This window comes from Arthrobacter sp. 10N418 (assembly GCF_056394725.1).
The window spans coordinates 58,352-76,130 of sequence record NZ_JBFTIK010000017.1; the positions used below are offsets into that span (position 1 = coordinate 58,352).

The 17,779-nt window shown below is 66.6% G+C and carries 19 protein-coding genes; 15 read left to right on the forward strand and 4 right to left on the reverse strand.

What is annotated here, in order from left to right:
- Positions 1 to 49: 49 nt before the first annotated feature.
- Genes AC1DCZ_RS14320 through AC1DCZ_RS14345 form a run of 6 tightly spaced genes read left to right on the forward strand, consistent with a single transcriptional unit; the run spans position 50 to position 4,237 of the window.
- Complete coding sequence (locus AC1DCZ_RS14320; RefSeq protein WP_476975184.1) at positions 50 to 1,384, forward strand: CapA family protein; 1,335 nt, start codon at positions 50 to 52, stop codon at positions 1,382 to 1,384.
- The gene (locus AC1DCZ_RS14325; protein ID WP_476975185.1) at positions 1,381 to 2,220 is read left to right on the forward strand and encodes an alpha/beta fold hydrolase; all 840 of its coding nucleotides are present in this window, start codon (positions 1,381 to 1,383) and stop codon (positions 2,218 to 2,220) included. Before AC1DCZ_RS14320 ends, AC1DCZ_RS14325 begins: the two co-directional genes overlap by 4 nt.
- A 46-nt stretch (positions 2,221 to 2,266) precedes the next feature.
- Positions 2,267 to 2,632, forward strand: a complete 366-nt coding sequence (locus AC1DCZ_RS14330; protein WP_476896478.1) for an ArsR/SmtB family transcription factor — start codon at positions 2,267 to 2,269, stop codon at positions 2,630 to 2,632.
- Positions 2,629 to 3,759: a cation diffusion facilitator family transporter gene (locus AC1DCZ_RS14335; protein WP_476975186.1), complete on the forward strand. Its 1,131-nt coding sequence runs from the start codon at positions 2,629 to 2,631 to the stop codon at positions 3,757 to 3,759. The genes AC1DCZ_RS14330 and AC1DCZ_RS14335 overlap by 4 nt, the downstream gene beginning before the upstream one ends.
- Positions 3,752 to 3,874 carry a hypothetical protein gene (locus AC1DCZ_RS14340; protein WP_476975187.1) on the forward strand — a complete coding sequence of 41 codons (123 nt, stop codon included), beginning with the start codon at positions 3,752 to 3,754 and terminating at the stop codon, positions 3,872 to 3,874. Before AC1DCZ_RS14335 ends, AC1DCZ_RS14340 begins: the two co-directional genes overlap by 8 nt.
- A 24-nt stretch (positions 3,875 to 3,898) precedes the next feature.
- Positions 3,899 to 4,237, forward strand: a complete 339-nt coding sequence (locus AC1DCZ_RS14345) for a YnfA family protein (RefSeq protein WP_476975188.1) — start codon at positions 3,899 to 3,901, stop codon at positions 4,235 to 4,237.
- 83 nt (positions 4,238 to 4,320) lie between these two features.
- On the opposite strand, the gene AC1DCZ_RS14350 is transcribed toward AC1DCZ_RS14345, so the two are convergent.
- Genes AC1DCZ_RS14350 through AC1DCZ_RS14360 form a run of 3 tightly spaced genes read right to left on the reverse strand, consistent with a single transcriptional unit; the run spans position 4,321 to position 6,902 of the window.
- Positions 4,321 to 4,791 (reverse strand): GNAT family N-acetyltransferase, encoded by a 471-nt coding sequence (locus tag AC1DCZ_RS14350; RefSeq protein WP_476975189.1) that lies wholly within the window; start codon positions 4,789 to 4,791, stop codon positions 4,321 to 4,323.
- 12 nt (positions 4,792 to 4,803) lie between these two features.
- Complete coding sequence (locus AC1DCZ_RS14355; RefSeq protein ID WP_476975190.1) at positions 4,804 to 5,601, reverse strand: type 1 glutamine amidotransferase; 798 nt, start codon at positions 5,599 to 5,601, stop codon at positions 4,804 to 4,806.
- Positions 5,598 to 6,902, reverse strand: a complete 1,305-nt coding sequence (locus AC1DCZ_RS14360; protein WP_476975191.1) for a MurT ligase domain-containing protein — start codon at positions 6,900 to 6,902, stop codon at positions 5,598 to 5,600. Before AC1DCZ_RS14360 ends, AC1DCZ_RS14355 begins: the two co-directional genes overlap by 4 nt.
- 91 nt (positions 6,903 to 6,993) lie before the next feature.
- On the opposite strand from AC1DCZ_RS14360, the gene pdxT reads away from it, so the two are divergent.
- From pdxT to AC1DCZ_RS14405, 9 genes are all read left to right on the forward strand, one after another.
- Positions 6,994 to 7,710, forward strand: coding sequence for a pyridoxal 5'-phosphate synthase glutaminase subunit PdxT (gene pdxT, locus AC1DCZ_RS14365; RefSeq protein WP_476975192.1), 717 nt, complete (start codon positions 6,994 to 6,996; stop codon positions 7,708 to 7,710).
- A gap of 3 nt (positions 7,711 to 7,713) precedes the next feature.
- Positions 7,714 to 8,469, forward strand: coding sequence for a YebC/PmpR family DNA-binding transcriptional regulator (locus tag AC1DCZ_RS14370; protein WP_476896486.1), 756 nt, complete (start codon positions 7,714 to 7,716; stop codon positions 8,467 to 8,469).
- 48 nt (positions 8,470 to 8,517) lie between these two features.
- Positions 8,518 to 9,105, forward strand: a complete 588-nt coding sequence (ruvC, locus tag AC1DCZ_RS14375) for a crossover junction endodeoxyribonuclease RuvC (protein ID WP_476975193.1) — start codon at positions 8,518 to 8,520, stop codon at positions 9,103 to 9,105.
- Positions 9,106 to 9,197: 92 nt separating this feature from the next.
- The gene (gene ruvA / locus AC1DCZ_RS14380) at positions 9,198 to 9,842 is read left to right on the forward strand and encodes a Holliday junction branch migration protein RuvA (protein ID WP_476975194.1); all 645 of its coding nucleotides are present in this window, start codon (positions 9,198 to 9,200) and stop codon (positions 9,840 to 9,842) included.
- Positions 9,835 to 10,935 (forward strand): Holliday junction branch migration DNA helicase RuvB, encoded by a 1,101-nt coding sequence (gene ruvB, locus AC1DCZ_RS14385; protein WP_476975195.1) that lies wholly within the window; start codon positions 9,835 to 9,837, stop codon positions 10,933 to 10,935. The genes ruvA and ruvB overlap by 8 nt, the downstream gene beginning before the upstream one ends.
- A 211-nt stretch (positions 10,936 to 11,146) precedes the next feature.
- The gene (yajC, locus tag AC1DCZ_RS14390) at positions 11,147 to 11,539 is read left to right on the forward strand and encodes a preprotein translocase subunit YajC (RefSeq protein ID WP_476896490.1); all 393 of its coding nucleotides are present in this window, start codon (positions 11,147 to 11,149) and stop codon (positions 11,537 to 11,539) included.
- 106 nt (positions 11,540 to 11,645) lie between these two features.
- Positions 11,646 to 13,421, forward strand: a complete 1,776-nt coding sequence (secD, locus tag AC1DCZ_RS14395) for a protein translocase subunit SecD (RefSeq protein ID WP_476975196.1) — start codon at positions 11,646 to 11,648, stop codon at positions 13,419 to 13,421.
- Positions 13,422 to 14,441 carry a protein translocase subunit SecF gene (gene secF, locus AC1DCZ_RS14400; protein WP_476896492.1) on the forward strand — a complete coding sequence of 340 codons (1,020 nt, stop codon included), beginning with the start codon at positions 13,422 to 13,424 and terminating at the stop codon, positions 14,439 to 14,441. It begins immediately after the preceding gene.
- Positions 14,442 to 14,644: 203 nt separating this feature from the next.
- Positions 14,645 to 16,966, forward strand: coding sequence for a RelA/SpoT family protein (locus tag AC1DCZ_RS14405; protein WP_476975197.1), 2,322 nt, complete (start codon positions 14,645 to 14,647; stop codon positions 16,964 to 16,966).
- Here the strand turns inward: AC1DCZ_RS14405 and AC1DCZ_RS14410 are convergent.
- Positions 16,963 to 17,640: a hypothetical protein gene (locus tag AC1DCZ_RS14410; protein WP_476975198.1), complete on the reverse strand. Its 678-nt coding sequence runs from the start codon at positions 17,638 to 17,640 to the stop codon at positions 16,963 to 16,965. The two genes, AC1DCZ_RS14405 and AC1DCZ_RS14410, sit on opposite strands and share 4 nt — an antisense overlap.
- Positions 17,641 to 17,779 lie beyond the last annotated feature (139 nt).

Here is a 17,779-nt window from a genome sequence, read left to right on the forward strand (position 1 = left end):
AACGGAATGCTAAGCGTGTTGTGACACGGGCCACCGTAGGATTGGCGGCATGGGGAACACCAAATCAACGCTGCCCGGCCGGTTGTTCGCAGCCGCCGCGGCAGCAACGCTTGCGGCTGCGTTGGCATCGTGCGGGGTCATCGCCCGGCAGGACAACAACCCGACCAACGACCCCGCCGCCGGCAGCGGACCGTCCAGCCCAGAGACTCCGGGTGCAGGTGCAGGTGCAGGGGTTTCCGGTACGGCGGCGGCCGGTGGGTCGACGGCGGCGGCACCACAGTCGCCTTCGGGCGCCTCTGATCCGACGCCAGCCGCGGCACCGACCCCCGGCAAGGGGCCCGCATGCCGCGCCGTCCGGTGCACCTCCGTGGTGGTCACGGGCGACATGCTGGTCCACGCGCAGCTCTGGGAACAGGCGCGCGCGGATGCCCTGGCCGCCGGTGCCAAGGGCCTTGACTTCGGTCCGATGCTGGAAGGCCAGCGGAGCTACATTGCCCGGAGCGACCTCGCGATCTGCCACCAGGAAACCCCGGTGGCCGGGCCCACCGGACCTTTCTCCGCCTACCCGTCCTTTAACGTCCCGCCGCAGATTATTTCCGCGGCGCAAATGGTCGGCTACCAGGCCTGCACCACCGCCAGCAACCACAGCATCGACCGCGGCACCGCAGGCCTGACCCGGACCCTGGACGCCCTCGATGCCGCCGGCCTGCAGCACACCGGCACCTACCGGTCCGAGGCTGACTCGCAAGGGATCATGATCCTGGAGACGGCGGCGGCGAAGATCGCCGTCATCGAGGGAACCTACGGGCTGAACGGCCAGGTTCCGGAACAGCCCTGGCAGGTGGACATGCTCGATCCTTCCGCGATGATCGCCAAGGCGAAGAAGGCCCGGGCGCTCGGGGCCGAGATCGTGCTGGGCGTCATGCACGCAGGCGATGAGTACTCCAGTGTGCCCAACGCCCAGCAACGCGACGCTGCCCATGCGCTCGTGGACAGCGGAGAGTTCACCATGATCTACGGCCACCACACCCACTCGGTGCTGCCGATCGAGCAGTACAAAGGCACGTGGATCGTCTATGGCCTGGGCAATGGCATCACCGAACTCTCGCCGACGTATGTGGTGAACAACGAAGGCCTGCTGGTGCGCGCACAGTTCAGCCAGGACGCGGCCGGCAACTGGGCCGCGTCCGATCTGGGGTGGGCGCCGTCGGTCATGGTGCAGGCACCCTACCGGTGGTGCTCAGTTGCATCCGACGCTCCGCAAGGCCCCTGCGCCGGCGCCGCAGCCGACGCCGCCACTCGCCGGCGCACCAAGACCGTGGTGGAATCGATGGGGGCCGCGACGCTCGGCGCACACGAGCTCCTGATCACGAGCAAGCCATGACGATTGAGGCACTGTCGGAACGCCGGCGCACCGTCGCCGCATCCGGCGCCGAGCTGGCTGTGTTCGAGTACGGCCGGGAACCGGGACCTGATGTCCCCACGTTGGTGCTGGTCCATGGCTATCCCGATGACCACCGGGTCTACCTTCCGGCCATCCGGAAGCTCGCGGCTACGCACCACGTGGTGGCATTCGACACGCGGAACGCCGGCGCATCCGCCGTCGCCGGCACTCCCGGCGATTTCACCCTGAAGACCCTGGCGGACGACATCTTCGCGGTCCTTGCCGCGGCGGGTGCCTCGGACGTGCACCTGGTGGGCCACGACTGGGGGTCGATCCAGTGCTGGGCCGCAGTGCAGGATACCCGCGCTGCCGGACTCATCGGCCGGTACACGAGCATCTCGGGTCCGGACCTGCGGCACTTCTCCCGCTGGATGCGCGGACATCTCCGGAACCCGCGGTCCTGGCCGGAGCTGGCCGGTCAACTGCTGCGCAGCTGGTATGTCGGTGCCTTCCTGGTTCCCGTGCTGCCGGAGGCTGCGTGGCGGCTGTTTCTGACCCGGCGCTACGAACGGGTTTCCAAACGCGACGTCGGCAATGATCCGCTTCGGGGCCTGGCCCTGTACCGCGCGAATTTCTTCTCTTCGCGCAACTGGCCGCCGGGCGCCAGGGTGACTATGCCGGTGCAGGTGGTGGTGCCGCTCAAGGACCCGTTCCTGTCGCCGGAACTGGTGAAGGGCGTGGAGTCCTGGGTGGACGATCTGACCGTGATCCGGGTAAACAGCGGCCACTGGTGGCCGGCCACCCGGCCCGGGGAGTTCGCGGAATTGCTCCGATAACCAGCCCCGGCCGCGGCAGAGCCTGCTTGTGTGAAACAATCTGCGTATGGATGCAGATAAGAGGATAGGCGGACGGGAACCGGACAGCCAGTACGTTGAGCTGGCCGTTGAGGTGTTCGCCATGCTCGCCGACGCCACGCGTGTCCGGATCATCCTTGCCCTGCGGGAAGGTGAGCTGCCGGTCAACCGGCTGGCTGAGATGGTCCACAAGTCTCCGGCGGCCGTTTCCCAGCATCTGGCGAAGATGCGCCTCGCACGCCTCGTGACTACAAGGCAGGACGGAACGCGTGTGTTCTACCGCTTAGAGAACGAGCACGCCCGCCAGCTCGTTACGGATGCCATCTTCCAGGCCGAACACTCACTCGGGGGAATTCCCCGCCACCACCACCCCGAAAGCACGGACCTATCATGACTGATCCCCACGATCACCACCGTTCCGGGCCGGCGGCGCCGGTCCACGCCCCCTCCGGTGGCAGCGAAGGTCATGGGCACGGGCACGACCACGGGCACGACCACGGGCACGACCACGGGCACGGGCATTCCCATGAGCATCCGACGGGGATCAAGGGCTTCCTGTACGGCTTGTTCGTTCCGCACACCCACGACGCAGCCGACTCCGTCGACGACGCCCTCGAGGCGAGCGAGCAGGGCGTCAGGGCGGTCAAAATCAGCCTCTTCATGCTCCTCGCCACGACCGTCCTCCAGTTCGCCGTGGTGCTGGTCAGCGGCTCCGTCGCACTGCTGGCCGACACGATCCACAATTTTTCCGACGCCCTGACGGCCGTGCCGCTGTGGATCGCGTTCGTCCTCGCCCGCCGGCCCGCAACCCGCCGCTACACTTACGGCTTCGGCCGCGCCGAAGACCTGGCCGGGCTCTTCATCGTCGCCGTCGTCGCGCTCTCCGCCGTCGTCGCCGGATGGCAGTCGATTGACCGGCTGTTCCATCCCCAGCCGCTGACCAACCTGTGGTGGGTTGCGGCAGCAGGCCTGGTGGGCTTTGCCGGCAACGAAGCAGTGGCCGTCTACCGCATCCGCATTGGCCGGAAGATCGGTTCCGCCGCATTGGTGGCCGACGGCGTCCACGCCCGGATGGACGGGTTCACGTCCCTGGCCGTCGTGCTGGGCGTGATTGGGGTGTGGGCCGGGTTCCCTTTGGCTGACCCCGTCGTGGGACTGCTGATCGCGGCCGCCATCGTCCTCCTGTTGTGGGGAACGATCCGCAGCATAGGCCGGCGCCTGATGGACGGCATCGAGCCCGACCTCGTTGACAGGGCACGGTCGGCACTGGCTTCCACGCCCGGAGTGGACGCCGTCCCGGCACTGCAGCTGCGCTGGATCGGCCACCGGCTCCAGGGCAACGCCAGCATCCAAATCCTCGACATGCCGGTTTCGGAAGGTGAACAGATCGCCCGCGACGCCGGGCACCGGCTCAGTCATGCCCTGCCGAACCTGGACGCTTTCGCGATCCGGACCACGACCGGGCCAGCAGACGACGGCGAGGATCTGGCCCGGGCATCTTCGGCGCACGGGCATGACTAACCCCGGGGCCGCTCCCGTGGACGATCAGGTGAAGAACCAGACAGATCCGGTCAAGGTACAGTCCGTGCTCGTCGTCGGGGAGATGCGCCCCTCCCGCCGCGAAGTCGTCGACTGAGGCGCCCGGTGACAGGATGATGGCATGACAATTGCCCGATCCGTTGTGTTGTTTGTGCTTGCTGCGGCCGCCGAGATAGGCGGTGCCTGGCTGGTGTGGCAGGCGGTTCGGGAGGGCAGGGCCTGGTGGTGGGCAGGGGTTGGGGTCATCGCGCTGGGAATCTATGGTTTCGTCGCGACCCTGCAGGCGGACGCGCACTTCGGCCGCATCCTGGCGGCCTACGGCGGGGTGTTCGTGGCGGGGTCCCTTGCATGGGGCATGGCCTTTGACGGCTTCCGCCCGGACCGCTGGGACATCATCGGATCGGGGATCTGCCTGGTCGGTGTGGTTGTCATCATGTTCGCGCCCCGGGGTGCCGGATGACCGCTCCCGGCCGCGGGGCGGAAGGCGGTTTCAGGGCCTCCCCGGGCCGTCCGGATGCTGGCGGCCGCAGAGTCCGGCGGAACTCAGGCGGCCGCACCGACTTCGAGGGTCATGAAGACACTGTGCGGATCCAGCACATAGTCTGCGAACGGCGGACAGACGGTGAATCCATGACGGTGATACAGCCGGCGCGCCGGTTCGAAGAATTCCTGCGTACCGGTCTCCAGGTACAGCCGCTCGTAGCCGCTGCGCCGAGCCTCGGCCAGGATGTGCGTGAGCAGCAGCGTGGCGATGCCGCGTCCGCGCGCGTGGGCCGCGGTGCGCATCGATTTCAGCTCGCCCTGGCCGGGCAGGAGTTCCTTCAGTGCGGCGCAGCCGAGGAGCTCGGAGTCCTCACGTGCGGTCCAGAACGCGATGCCGGGCCCGGAAAGTGCGGCAACATCGAGTGCGTGCACGCTTTCCGCGGGCGACGTGGCGAACATGTCTGCGAGATGCTCGCCCAGGAGTTGTTGGACGTCAATGCGCGCAGGGCTGTCGCGTTCAATCCGGATCATGCAGGCTTGTCGTCAGCGCGGCCGGCGTGCGGCGTGTTCGCGGGCGAGGACGGCATAGGAGTCGTCCGGGGTGCCCGGCGTGAAAGTGCCGTACTTGCGTTCGACGGCGGTCCGGATCAGGAAGTCGGCCAGCGCCGGGTTCTTGGGCAGCAGTGATCCGTGCAGGTAGCTCGCCACGATATTGCGGTAGCGCGCCCCCTCGTGGCCCTCGCTGCTGTTGTTGCCGATGCCTTTGGGGGTTGTTCCAAGGGGCTCGACGCCGGGCCCGAGGGTCGTCTGGCCGCTGTGGTTCTCGTAGCCGAGGATGTCGCCGAATTCGGGAGAAACAACTGTGACGTTCCCGATCAGCCGCTCATCGGTGCCGTGCGTCTCGACGTCGAGGACTCCGATTCCGGGGATGACCGAGCCGAGCCGGGTCTTGAAGAACTTCCCGAAGAGCTGGTACAGACCGCAGATCACGAGCATGGGCGTGCCGTCCGCGGCCATGGCCTTCAGCGTGGACTCGCGGGAGAGAAGATCGTCCTGGATCACGAGCTGGCCGCTGTCCTGGCCGCCGCCGCCGACAATCAGGTCAACATCCGCGGGGAACTCGTCGCCGACGTTGTACTCCAGCACTTCCGGAGTATAGCCGTGCCAGCGCAGGCGCTGGGCGAGGACGAGGGCGTTGCCCCAGTCGCCGTAGATGTTCATGTCACGCGGGTACAGCTGCAGGACCCGGACAGTGCCCTTGGAAGGGGCGGGGGAATCCTCCGGCGGCAGTTCGTGTCCGTAGGAGGACGTGTTCGCATTTTCATCGGGACGGGGGGTCATGAGACCACCTCCACTGTGGTGATTTTGGACAGCTCGCGGCGGATGGCCAGCATGGCGGTGTAAGTGCAGAAGACCCGTTTGGGCTTGCCCTGGGCGCCGGCGATGAACGCTGCAAGCGCCGGTGCGATCTCGGTATCGACGGCACCGATGGCGACGTCGTCGTACTGCAGCCGCAGGGCCATGTCGTAGGCGCGGGAGCCGGTCAGCTGGTCCACCCCGCTGTCGCGGAGGGTATCGAATTCGACGTCCCACAGCCAGGACATGTCCCGGCCGTCAGCGTAGTTGTCATTGATGGCGATCATGGTGGCGTAGCCCGCTGCCGGGAAGGATTTCAGGCCCAGCCGGAAGCCGCTGGGGTTCTTGACCAGGACCAGTTCCAGCGGCAGGCCGTCAACGACGAGGCTTTCGCCGCGGCCGAACGCCGGCGCCACTTTGGCGAGTGCCTTCAGCAGGCTTGCGTTGTCCGCAACCGCCGTCCTTCCGCTGCCGGCGTCCCGGCCCGCTATCCTGCGGGCCAGGGTCAGCGCGGCGGCGGCATTGAAGATGTTGTAGACGCCGCGGAGCTTCATCCCGGTGGTGACGGTGACGCCGTCGTACTCAAAGTCCGCGTCGTCCACGCCCACGCGGCGCAGCACGACGTCGGCGTGGGGCTTGGCGGGGGCGGGCGGCACGGGGCTGCCGGGGGCAGCGCGCATGTCGTCATCGTTGGGGAAGGTGCTGAGCAGGGAGTCGTCCAGTCCGAAGTAGAGCACCTCGGGCCCGTTCAGGGTTCCGGCAATCCGGGCGACGCGCGGGTCCTCGCGGTTGAGGACGACCGTACCTGTCGTTTTGGAGGCAACGAACTGCAGGAGTTCGGCAGTCTTGTCGATCTCCCCGAAGCGGTCCAGCTGGTCGCGGAGGACGTTGAGCAGCAGGCTGTAGCGCGGCGGAACCTTGTTCACGAAGTGCACCGCGTGCGCCTCATCCAGTTCCAGCACGGCGACGTCGGCGTCGAGCCGCCCCCGCCAGTCCACCTCGCCCAGCAGGGCTGCGGCGACGCCGCGGGTGAAGTTGCTGCCGGTGCGGTTGGTGAAGACCTTCAGGCCCTGGCTTTCGAGGAGCTCGACGACCATCTTCGTGGTAGTGGTCTTGCCGTTCGTGCCGCTGACGACGGCGACCCCTAGGGGGAGCGTGGACAACGTCCTGCGCATGAAGCCGGGGTCGATTTTCTCGACCACCAGACCGGGAAGGGCAGAGCCTCCGCCCCTGAGCCGGGAGACCCGGCGGACGAGCTTGCCGAGCGGAACGCTGAAGTAGAGCATGCTCTGTAATATATCCCAGCAGCGGCATGGAAGCCTGATGCGCGGCGCCGCCGCACGCGCCCTTCGCGAGCTGCGGCACTATGCTGATGGGATGACCACCCCCTCTTCAGCGCTTTCTACTTCTGCGCTTTCTTCCCGCGCGGGTTCAGGCCTGCGGATCGGTGTCCTGGCTCTCCAGGGCGATTTTCGCGAGCACCTGCACGCCGTCGAGTCCGCCGGCGCCACCGGCATCGGAGTCCGGCGTCCGTCCGAGCTCGAGGGCCTTGACGGCCTCATCATCCCGGGCGGCGAATCAACCACTATCGACAAGCTGGCGGGAATCTTCGGACTCAGGGAAATCCTCCGTGAACGCATCCAGGGCGGCCTGCCCGTCTACGGCTCCTGCGCCGGCATGATCCTGCTGGCGGATCAGATCGCGGACCCTGCGACGGACCTTTCAGGAAAGCCGCAGCAGACCTTCGGGGGCATCGACATCACGGTGCGCCGCAACGCGTTCGGCCGGCAGCGCGAATCCTTCGAGACGGATCTCGATTTCAAGGGCCTGGAGTTCAGTGCCACCGACGCCGGCGTGGCCCCCGTGCACGCGGTGTTCATCCGCGGGCCCTGGGTGGAGCGTGTCGGGCCGGACGTGGAGGTCCTGGCCAAAGTGGAGCCGTCCAGGACGTCCCATCCGGAGGCCCTGCACGGGACGGCTAGAATTGTTGCAGTGCGTTCCGGCAAGCTGCTGGCCACCTCCTTCCACCCGGAAGTGACGGGGGAGAAGCGCGTGCATGAACTCTTTATTCGAATGATCAGAGGGGAAGTTTAAAGCATGTCAGGCCACTCCAAATGGGCGACGACCAAGCACAAGAAGGCCATCCTCGACAGCCGCCGCGCCAAGTCGTTCGCCAAGCTGATCAAGAACATCGAAGTCGCCGCGCGCATGGGCGGCCCGGACCTGGCCGGCAACCCGGGCCTGGAACTTGCCGTCACCAAGGCCAAGAAGACCTCGGTTCCCGCCGACAACATCGACCGCGCCATCAAGCGCGGCGCCGGGCTCACCGGCGAGGTCGTCGACTACACCGAGATCATGTACGAGTGCCGTGGCCCCCAGGGCTCAGCCCTGCTGATCGAGTGCCTCACAGACAACAAGAACCGCGCCGCCTCAGAGGTCCGGCTCGCCATTTCCCGCAACGGCGGCACCATCGCCGATCCCGGTTCTGTCAGCTACCTCTTCTCCCGTAAGGGCGTTGTGTCGCTGCCGAAGAACGCCCTGACCGAGGATGACGTCCTGATGGCCGTCCTCGACGCCGGCGCCGAGGAAGTCAAGGACAACGGGGACAGCTTCGAGATCCACTCCGAGCCGACCGACCTCCAGGCCATCCGCGACGCGCTCAAGGAAGCCGGCATGGAGTACGACACTGACGAAGCGGAGTTCGTGCCCTCGATGCAGGTCCCGCTGGATCTGGACGCCGCCAAGAAGTTCATGAAGCTTGTCGACGCCCTCGAAGAGCTCGACGACGTCCAGAACGTCTACAGCAACGCCGACCTCAGCGACGAAGTGCAGGCCGCACTGGAAGCCGAGTGACCCGGCACCTGTGCCGCGGCCTTGAGGCCCGGTCTTGACGGCCCACCCTTGACGCTGCGCGTCCTGGGAGTCGACCCGGGACTCACCCGTTGCGGAATCGGCGTCGTGGACGTCGAGAAGAACCGCCGTGCCACCATGGTGGCGTTCGGCGTCGTTGGTACGTCTCCTGACGAGAGCCTGGACCAGCGGCTGCTCGTCATCGCCACGTCGATCGACGAATGGCTGGACCGCTACGAACCGCACGTCCTCGCCGTCGAACGCGTCTTCTCGCAACTCAACGTCAGCACCGTGATGGGGGTTGCGCAGGCCTCCGGTGTGGTGATCGCGGCCGCCGCGCGCCGGGGCATCCCGGTGGCGCTGCACACACCGTCGGAGGTCAAGGCCGCCGTCACCGGCAGCGGCACGTCCAACAAGGAAGCCGTCACCAAACTCGTGACGAAGATCCTCCGGCTGGACGCCCCGCCCCGTCCGGCTGACGCCGCGGACGCCCTGGCACTGGCTATCACCCACGCCTGGCGGGCCGGCAGCGGAATCTCCAACAAGGGCGCAGTCACGACGGGACCGGGCAGCCAGTCGCTGACGCCGGCTCAGCGCGCCTGGGCAGAGGCCGAGGCAAAAGCGCGCCGTGCCCGCTGAATGTCCGGCTGTCCCCCCGCGGAACTTGGTAGGGTATTCGTAGATATGTTCGGATGGCCGGGTTTTTCCGGCGGTACTTCAGGAGCCCGGCTTTGATCAGTTTTCTTCGCGGAACCGTAGCGCACATTGGCCTGTCCTCCGCCGTGATCGACCTCAACGGCGCCGGCATGAGCGTCAACGCCACGCCGCAGACCCTCGGCAGCCTGCGTGTCGGGCAGGAGGGGAAGCTTTTCACCTCCCTGATCGTGCGGGAGGACTCCCTGACGCTGTTCGGGTTCACGAGCGACGACGAACGCGAGGTCTTTGACGTCCTCCTCAGCGTCAGCGGGGTCGGACCCCGGCTCGCGCTGGCCGTGCTGGCCGTCCATGAACCCGAAGCCATCCGGGTGGCGGCCCACTCCGGCGACGGCAAGGCGTTCACCAAGGTCCCGGGTATCGGGCCCAAGGTCGCCGGGCGGATCGTGCTGGAACTCGCCGGGAAGCTCGTGCCGCACGGGACCACAGGCGGCACCCTGCCCGCAGTGTCGGCCGAAGCCACCTGGAAGCCCCAGGTGGTCGCGGCGATGACGAGCCTGGGCTGGTCCGAAAAGGATGCCACGTCCAGCATCGACAAGTCCCTGGCCGATTCGCCCGAACTGGCCGAGAACGGCAATGTGGCCGAGATCCTGCGGGCGACGCTGCGCTGGCTGGGCCAGGACGGCGCACGCGCCGGGAACCGGGTAGGCGCCCGTGGCTGAGCCGTCACTCGTCGGCGGGGGAGAGGAGCCGGAGGAACGGGTTATCGAGGCCGCCCTCAGGCCCAAGAACCTCCACGACTTCGTGGGCCAGCACCGGGTCCGCAAGCAGCTTTCCCTCGTGCTGGAAGCCTCCCGGATGCGCGGGCGCAGCGCCGACCACGTCCTGCTCTCCGGGCCGCCGGGCCTGGGCAAGACCACGCTGTCCATGATCATCGCCGCCGAAATGAACGCGCCCTTGCGGATCAGCAGCGGCCCGGCCATCCAGCACGCCGGGGACCTGGCCGCCATCCTGTCCTCGCTCTCCGAGGGGGAGGTCCTGTTCCTCGACGAGATCCACCGCATGTCCCGGCCGGCCGAGGAAATGCTGTACATGGCCATGGAGGACTTCCGCGTCGACATCGTGGTGGGCAAGGGCGCGGGCGCCACAGCCATTCCGCTTGAATTGCCGCCCTTCACCCTTGTCGGTGCCACCACCCGTGCCGGTCTCCTGCCGGGCCCGCTGCGTGACCGCTTCGGCTTCACCGGCCACCTGGAGTTCTACTCGGTGGAGGAACTGGAACTGGTCCTCCGCCGCTCAGCGGGGCTGCTGGACCTCAAGGTCAACTCGGCCGGGTTCAGCGAGATTGCCGGACGGTCCCGGGGCACCCCGCGCATCGCCAACCGGCTGCTCCGGCGCGTACGGGACTGGGCGCTGGTACATGGCATCGAGCAGATTGATGCACGCGCGGCCTCGGCCGCCCTGGACATGTATGAAGTGGACAAACGCGGCCTCGACCGGCTGGACCGGGCGGTCCTGGAAGCGCTCATCACCAAGTTCGGCGGGGGACCGGTGGGCCTGTCCACACTGGCCATCGCCGTCGGCGAGGAAACGGAAACCGTTGAAACGGTCGCCGAACCGTACCTGGTCCGCGAGGGCCTGCTGGGACGGACGCCGCGGGGCAGGATTGCCCTTGCACCGGCCTGGACCCACCTCGGGTTCGCGGTCCCCCCGGGCGTCTTCGCACAGGACCCGTTGGAACTTTTCACGGCCGCTGAACCGGGCGGCGGGCTCGGCGAAGAAGCCGATCCCGAGTGGATCCGTAACAGTCAATAGCACTGCCTAGCGTTTTTCCCTTTAGACTGGTATGACGCTCGGCACGTTCGGGTCTTTGTTTCTGCGGCGGCAAGCACGAGGCCGCCGGTGGCCTGGCAGTCTCTCCTGCCTGGTCTGTTGCCCGGCATCCTTGCCCAGGCTGCCGGGGCAAAGCGGACGTTGCTGGTAAATCAGCTAGGCAAGTAAAGAATGGAATTTCCCTTTGGATCCAATGACAATTCTCCTGTTCGTCATGCTCGGCGTCTTCGTCTTCATGATGTTCCGCCGCAACAAGAAGACGCAGAAGCAGCAGACTGAGCTCCAGTCGAAATTCGGCCCCGGCGTCGAGGTCATGACGAGTTTCGGCCTGTTCGGCCGCATCGTTGAAATCGACGAGGCAGAAAACAAGGTCCTGCTGGAACTCTCCCCGGGAAACCTGGCCACCGTGCACCGCCAGGCCGTCACCAAGATTGTCGAGCCCGTTGCCGCCGCCGAGGACGCCGCGGTTGTTCCCGACGACGCCTCGTCGCTGACGATCGATAAGGCGGAGCTCAATGCCCCCGCCGCTGAAACGCCTGACGAAACCCTGCGGCGCCTCAACGACGAAGGCAAGAAAGACAGCTAGTCTGCCTCTTTGAGCTGTGCCGCGAAGCAACTGCCGCGGCATCCGCCGGTGTTAGGTCCTACGGCCGGCACCGGCGGCTCCTCCGCAATTAATAGAAAGATCGACAATGGCACGAACTGGCCCCAAAAACACAGCCCGCAGGGTGCTGGTCTGGCTTGGCGTTATTCTGGCCGTCATGACAACCGTCCTGGCGGCCGGCACCATGGCCGGACATGCGAGCTGGGCCCCCAAGCTCGCCCTGGACCTTGAAGGCGGCACGCAGATGATCCTCGCGCCCAAGGTTGAGGGCGGTTCGAACATCACCGAAGACCAGCTCAACCAGGCCGTGTCGATCATCCGCCAGCGCGTCGACGGCTCCGGCGTCGCGGAGGCTGAAATCAGCACGCAGTCCGGCCGCAACGTGGTGGTAAGCCTTCCCGGGACCCCGTCCAAGGAGACCCGGGCCCTGATCCAGGCATCAGCGGACATGAACTTCCGGCCGGTCCTCCAGGCCGGCGCGGGCGCCCCCGTCCCGACGGCGTCCCTGACCCCGGATGACAAGCTGCCCAAGCCGACAGCGGCCCCCGCCAACAGCAGCGACACGAACTGGATCACCGCGGACGTCCAAAAGAAGTTTGAGACGCTCGATTGCGACCATCCCTCCCAGGACAAGCAGGAACGCTCCGACCCGGCCAAACCGCTGGTCACCTGCGAGCCGGCCTCCGACAAGTCTCCCGCCGTCAAGTACATTCTTGGCCCGGTCGAGGTCAAGGGTTCGAGCATCAAGTCCTCTTCCTTCCAGCTGCAGCGCGGCGCCCAGGGTGCCGTGACCAACGAGTGGGCAGTGAACATCCAGTTCGACGACCAGGGAACGGCCAAGTTCAAGGACGTTACCGAGCGCCTGTACCAGTTCTACGCGGCGTCCCAGGCCCAGGGCGGATCGGACCCCAAGGCACAGTTCGCCATTGTCCTCGATGACCAGGTCATCTCCGCCCCGCGCTCCCTTGCCGTCATCACGGACGGCCGCCCGCAGATCACCGGCGGCTTCACCGAGCAGTCGGCAAAGGCCCTCTCGGACCAGCTGCGGTTCGGTGCCCTTCCGATCAGCTTCGAGATCCAAAGCGAGCAACAGATTTCTGCGACCCTCGGTGGTGAGCAGCTCAGGATGGGCCTGCTGGCCGGCGTGATTGGCCTGCTACTGGTGGTCGTCTATTCGCTGTTCCAATACCGGGCGCTGGGCTTCGTCACCATTGCCTCCCTGGTGGTGGCCGGTGCGCTGACCTACCTTGCCATCGCAATTCTCGGCTGGACGGAGAACTACCGTCTTTCCCTCGCCGGCGTGGCGGGCCTCATCGTGGCCATCGGCCAGACAGCGGACTCGTTCATCGTCTACTTCGAACGTATCCGCGATGAGCTGCGCGAAGGCAGGGGACTGGTCTCGGCCGTACAGAACGGCTGGAAGCGCGCGAAGCGCACCGTCCTCGCATCCAAGGCTGTGAACCTCCTCGCTGCCCTGGTGTTGTACTTCGTCGCCGTGGGCAACGTCCGCGGCTTCGCCTTCACCCTGGGCCTTACTGCGATCGCCGACCTCATCGTCGTCTTCATGTTCACCCACCCGACCCTGCAGGTGCTGTCCCGGACGAAGTTCTTCGGCGAAGGTCACCGGTTCTCGGGGCTTGATCCCAAGCGTCTCGGTGCCGTGCCCCTGTACCGGGGCGCGGGCCGGATCCGCACGCCGGAGGACAGGCCCGCCGTCGCGGTCCGCGCCAAGAACACCGGAGCCGTGGCCGAAGCCGAGCGCAGGATGACCATTGCAGAACGCCGCCTCGCGGAAAAGCAGGAACAGGGCAAACAAGAACAACTCGCCGGTTCCGCCAAGAGCGCAGCCAAGGAGGGCAAGTAAATGGCCAGCTTCGCCACATTCGGAAACGAGCTCTACACGGGCAAGCGCTCGTACGACTTCGTCAAGTCCAAAAAGATCTGGTTCCTGGTCGCGGCTGTCGCCGTCGCCCTCTCGATCCTCCTACCCGTCGCCAAGGGCGGCTTCAACCTCGGAATCGAGTTCCGCGGCGGATCCGAGTTCACGGTCTCCAACGTCAAGACGACAGACTCGGCCCTCGGCGAGAAAGCGGTCAAGGATGTTGTCGCCGGCAGCGTGCCCCGCGTTGCCAACGTCGCCGGCAACACGATGCGCATCCAGACCGACAAGCTCACGGATGATGAGACGCTCCGCATCAAGGCGGGCCTCACCAGTGCCTACGGCGTGACGGACAACGAAGTGACCTCCACCTTCGTCGGTCCCACGTGGGGCGCCGACGTCACGAAGCAGGCCCTCCTGGGCCTGGCGATCTTCGTGGGTCTTGCCGCCGTGCTGATGGCGCTGTACTTCCGGACATGGAAGATGTCGCTGTCCGCCCTCGCAGGCATGATCGTGACCATGCTGATCACCGCCGGTGTGTACTCGCTCAGTGACTTCGAGGTGACGCCGTCGGCGATCATCGGGTTCCTGACGGTCCTCAGCTACTCGCTGTATGACACGGTGGTGGTCTTCGACAAGATCCGGGAAAACACCGCGGACCTGCAGGCCTCCACCCGGCGGACCTTCGCCGAAGAGGTCAACCTGGCCGTCAACCAGACCCTGGTCCGCTCCATCAACACCATGATGGTGGCCATCCTGCCGGTTGGGGCCATCCTCTTCATCGGGGCTGGCCTCCTGGGCGCCGGCACGCTGCGGGACCTGTCCCTGGCCCTGTTCGTGGGCATCCTGATCGGAACGGCCGCCACGATCTTCGTTGCTGCCCCGCTCTATGCCTGGTTGCGCCAGGGCGAGCCCGACCTCGTCAAGCAGGCCAAGCGTGTGGAACAGCGACGCGCGGATGCGGCCAGCAAGGCAGCCGTGCCGGCAGTGCCCGCCACGGCCTAGCCGCACGGGCCACGGGCCGGAGATCGTCATCCGTGACGATCTCCGGCCCGTGGCCGTATCCCGGCGGGTTATCGAAGTATCCTGCCGCGGGAATACACTTGAATAATTAACCGGTTGTGAGAGGTGCTCCATTGGAAGAACGTTCGACGCCGGTGCCGGCGGCACCGGCGGATAAGGGCCCGGCCCAAGGTCTACAGACTGGCGTGGCGGCTCCCGGACGCCCCGATGTTCCCGTGCCTGTCGACAATTCAGGAGCCCGCCCCACGTTCCCCGGCCGCCGCGAACGTACCCGGTCCCGCCTGGCCCGCCTGACGGGGCGGGGAGCGCCCGCCTACTCGCCGATCCTCGAGCCCTTGCTGCGGACCGTGCGGGCCAATAACCCCAAAGAGGACTTCGACCTCATCCAGCGGGCCTTCGTCGTGGCCGAGCGCTGCCACCGCGGCCAAAAGCGCAAAAGCGGGGACCCCTACATCACCCACCCGGTGGCCGTCGCCACCATCCTCGCCGAACTCGGGCTTAGCGGAACGACGCTCGCCGCTGCCCTTCTCCACGACACGGTCGAGGACACCGCCTACACCCTTGCCGACCTCAAGGCTGAGTTCGGCCCGGAAGTTGCGATGCTCGTGGACGGCGTGACCAAGCTGGACAAGGTCAGCTTCGGTGAAGCTGCACAGTCCGAAACGGTCCGCAAGATGGTCGTGGCTATGGCCAAGGACATCCGGGTGCTCATGATCAAGCTCGCGGACCGTCTCCACAACGCCCGCACATGGCGCTTCGTCTCCGCGGAGTCCTCGGCACGCAAGGCCCGGGAAACCCTTGAAATCTTCGCGCCGCTGGCCCACCGGCTCGGCATGAACACCATCAAGTGGGAACTGGAGGACCTGTCCTTCGCGGCCCTGTACCCGAAGGTCTACGAGGAAATCGTCCGCATGGTGGGGGACCGGACGCCGGAACGTGAAAAAAACCTGAGCGTCATCCGAAACCAGATCGCCGAAGACCTGCGCGCGGCCAAGATCAAGGCCACGATTTCCGGCCGTCCCAAGCACTACTACTCGATCTACCAGAAGATGATCGTGCGGGACAAAGACTTCGACGACATCAACGACCTCATGGGCGTGCGGGTGCTGGTCGATTCCGTCCGCGACTGTTACGCGGCCCTCGGCGCCATGCACTCGCGTTGGAACCCCCTCCCCGGGCGGTTCAAGGACTACATCGCGATGCCCAAGTTCAACATGTACCAGTCGCTGCACACCACGGTGATCGGGCCGGGCGGCAAGCCCGTCGAGATCCAGATCCGCACCCATGAAATGCACAGGCGCGCCGAATACGGCGTCGCCGCCCACTGGAAGTACAAGGACCAGCCGAACCGCACGGCCGCCGGCCCCGGCAGCCCGCGCGACGGCGACATGGGCTGGTTGCGCTCGCTCGTCGACTGGCAGCAGGAGACTTCCGATCCGGGCGAGTTCCTCGACTCCCTGCGGTTTGAAATCAACGCCCGGGAAGTGTTTGTCTTCACCCCCAAGGGCGAGGTCATGGCCCTGCCGGCCGGCTCCACCCCGGTCGACTTCGCCTACGCGGTCCACACCGAGGTGGGCCACCGGACCATCGGCGCGCGGGTCAACGGCAAGCTGGTGCCCCTCAACAGCGAACTGAACCACGGCGACTGGGTGGAAATCTTCACCTCCAAGGCCGAGGGCGCGGGTCCCAGCCAGGACTGGCAGCACTTCGTCAAGAGCGCCCGCGCCCGCAATAAAATCAGGCAGTGGTTCAGCAAGGAGCGGCGCGAAGAAGCGATTGACCGCGGCAAGGAGCTCCTGACCAAGGCGATGCGCAAGCAGAACCTTCCCCTGCAGCGGCTCATGACACATGACGCGCTGGCCGCGATCGCCGAGGACTTCAAGTATGTGGACATCTCCGGACTCTATGCGGGGGTGGGCGACGGGCACACCTCGGCGCAGTCGGTCATGGAGCGCCTCGTCGAAAGCCTCGGCGGCCACGAAACCCCCGACGAGGACCTGTCCGAGGTCTCCATTCCCACCCAGGTCAGCAAGGTCCGCTACTCCGATTCCGGCGTCGTGGTCCGCGGTGTCGACGACGTCTGGGTGAAGCTCGCCCGCTGTTGCACCCCGGTGCCGCCCGATCCGATCCTTGGCTTCGTCACCCGCGGCTCGGGAGTGTCCGTGCACCGGACGGACTGCACCAACGTGACCGGCCTCATGGACCAGCCTGACCGGATCGTCGACGTGGAGTGGGCCCCGACGCAGTCCAGCGTGTTCCTGGTGGAAATCCAGGTCGAGGCGCTTGACCGGAAATCGTTGCTGTCGGACGTGACCAGGATTCTCTCGGAAAACCACGTTAATATCCTGGCGGCCAGCGTGCACACTTCCACTGACCGGGTGGCGATCTCCAAGTTTGCCTTCGAGATGGGCGACCCCAAGTACCTCAGCCACGTGCTCAGCGCGGTCCGCCGCATTGACGGCGTCTTTGACGTGTACCGCACCACCGGAAACAGGCGCCGGAGTTAGCCGGGCGCATTGGCCGGCCCGCTCGGGCGCGCGGGTACCAAGGCTGCGAGCTTCTCCAGCGCCGCCTTCTTGTGCGGCACGCGCGGGCTGGCTTCGACCGCGAGCGTGAGCAGGCGCAGTTTGACCTCCAGCTCGGGACGGGCAAGGAGTGCGGCGAGTGCCGGCACGGCACGGTCGGCCTCCACATGCAGGGCAATGTCCACCGCCGTGCGCAGCGGGCTGGCCACCATCAGACCCCCGAGGCTCACGGCGTCGAATGGTCCCAGCCGCACTTCGTGGAACGTGCAGCCGCGCGTGGGCCTGAGGCTGGAAATTCTTCGGTTCGCGTCCACCAGGAGTGCCAGGCGGTCCGGGGGACGGGCGCAACCGTAGATCCAGGCCGCCGTCATCCGTCCGGCCACCACCCGCTGGCGAATGAGGGGCGGAATGCTGAGGGCGGCCGCACGGGCCCGCAGCTGAGGGGTGGACCGCGTGCCCGGCGGAAGGTATCCCGACTGGAACAGCTGCGTCAGCACGCCGTCGGACGCCATGGACTGCAGCTCTGGCCACGTGAACAGCGCCCCGGGTGAGTAGAGCTCGCCCGGGGCCGGACCGGGTAGCGCCGGAGCGGGGACCGCCGGGCCGGATTGAGCGTGGCCGGAAGGGGCGGCACCCGGCTGCGGGAATCCAGGCATTGGCACTCCACGCTGCGGCGTTGCAGGGATAACAGCAGGACTGCGGGGCAGGGGTATCATTCAGCCATCGTGGCGCCCTACCCGGGAGACGGAACAGGCCCCGTCCCGGCCATGTGGATAACCGGAGCGGGGCCTGTAG

Excerpts from the sequence above, each read along its gene's own strand:
- AC1DCZ_RS14320 (WP_476975184.1), top strand. The coding sequence starts at position 50 with ATGGGGAACACCAAATCAACGCTGCCCGGCCGGTTGTTCGCAGCCGCC.
- AC1DCZ_RS14325 (WP_476975185.1), top strand. The coding sequence starts at position 1,381 with ATGACGATTGAGGCACTGTCGGAACGCCGGCGCACCGTCGCCGCATCC.
- AC1DCZ_RS14330 (WP_476896478.1), top strand. The coding sequence starts at position 2,267 with ATGGATGCAGATAAGAGGATAGGCGGACGGGAACCGGACAGCCAGTAC.
- AC1DCZ_RS14335 (WP_476975186.1), top strand. The coding sequence starts at position 2,629 with ATGACTGATCCCCACGATCACCACCGTTCCGGGCCGGCGGCGCCGGTC.
- AC1DCZ_RS14340 (WP_476975187.1), top strand. The coding sequence starts at position 3,752 with ATGACTAACCCCGGGGCCGCTCCCGTGGACGATCAGGTGAAGAACCAG.
- AC1DCZ_RS14345 (WP_476975188.1), top strand. The coding sequence starts at position 3,899 with ATGACAATTGCCCGATCCGTTGTGTTGTTTGTGCTTGCTGCGGCCGCC.
- AC1DCZ_RS14350 (WP_476975189.1), bottom strand. The coding sequence starts at position 4,791 with ATGATCCGGATTGAACGCGACAGCCCTGCGCGCATTGACGTCCAACAA.
- AC1DCZ_RS14355 (WP_476975190.1), bottom strand. The coding sequence starts at position 5,601 with ATGACCCCCCGTCCCGATGAAAATGCGAACACGTCCTCCTACGGACAC.
- AC1DCZ_RS14360 (WP_476975191.1), bottom strand. The coding sequence starts at position 6,902 with ATGCTCTACTTCAGCGTTCCGCTCGGCAAGCTCGTCCGCCGGGTCTCC.
- pdxT (WP_476975192.1), top strand. The coding sequence starts at position 6,994 with ATGACCACCCCCTCTTCAGCGCTTTCTACTTCTGCGCTTTCTTCCCGC.
- AC1DCZ_RS14370 (WP_476896486.1), top strand. The coding sequence starts at position 7,714 with ATGTCAGGCCACTCCAAATGGGCGACGACCAAGCACAAGAAGGCCATC.
- yajC (WP_476896490.1), top strand. The coding sequence starts at position 11,147 with ATGACAATTCTCCTGTTCGTCATGCTCGGCGTCTTCGTCTTCATGATG.
- secD (WP_476975196.1), top strand. The coding sequence starts at position 11,646 with ATGGCACGAACTGGCCCCAAAAACACAGCCCGCAGGGTGCTGGTCTGG.
- secF (WP_476896492.1), top strand. The coding sequence starts at position 13,422 with ATGGCCAGCTTCGCCACATTCGGAAACGAGCTCTACACGGGCAAGCGC.
- AC1DCZ_RS14410 (WP_476975198.1), bottom strand. The coding sequence starts at position 17,640 with ATGCCTGGATTCCCGCAGCCGGGTGCCGCCCCTTCCGGCCACGCTCAA.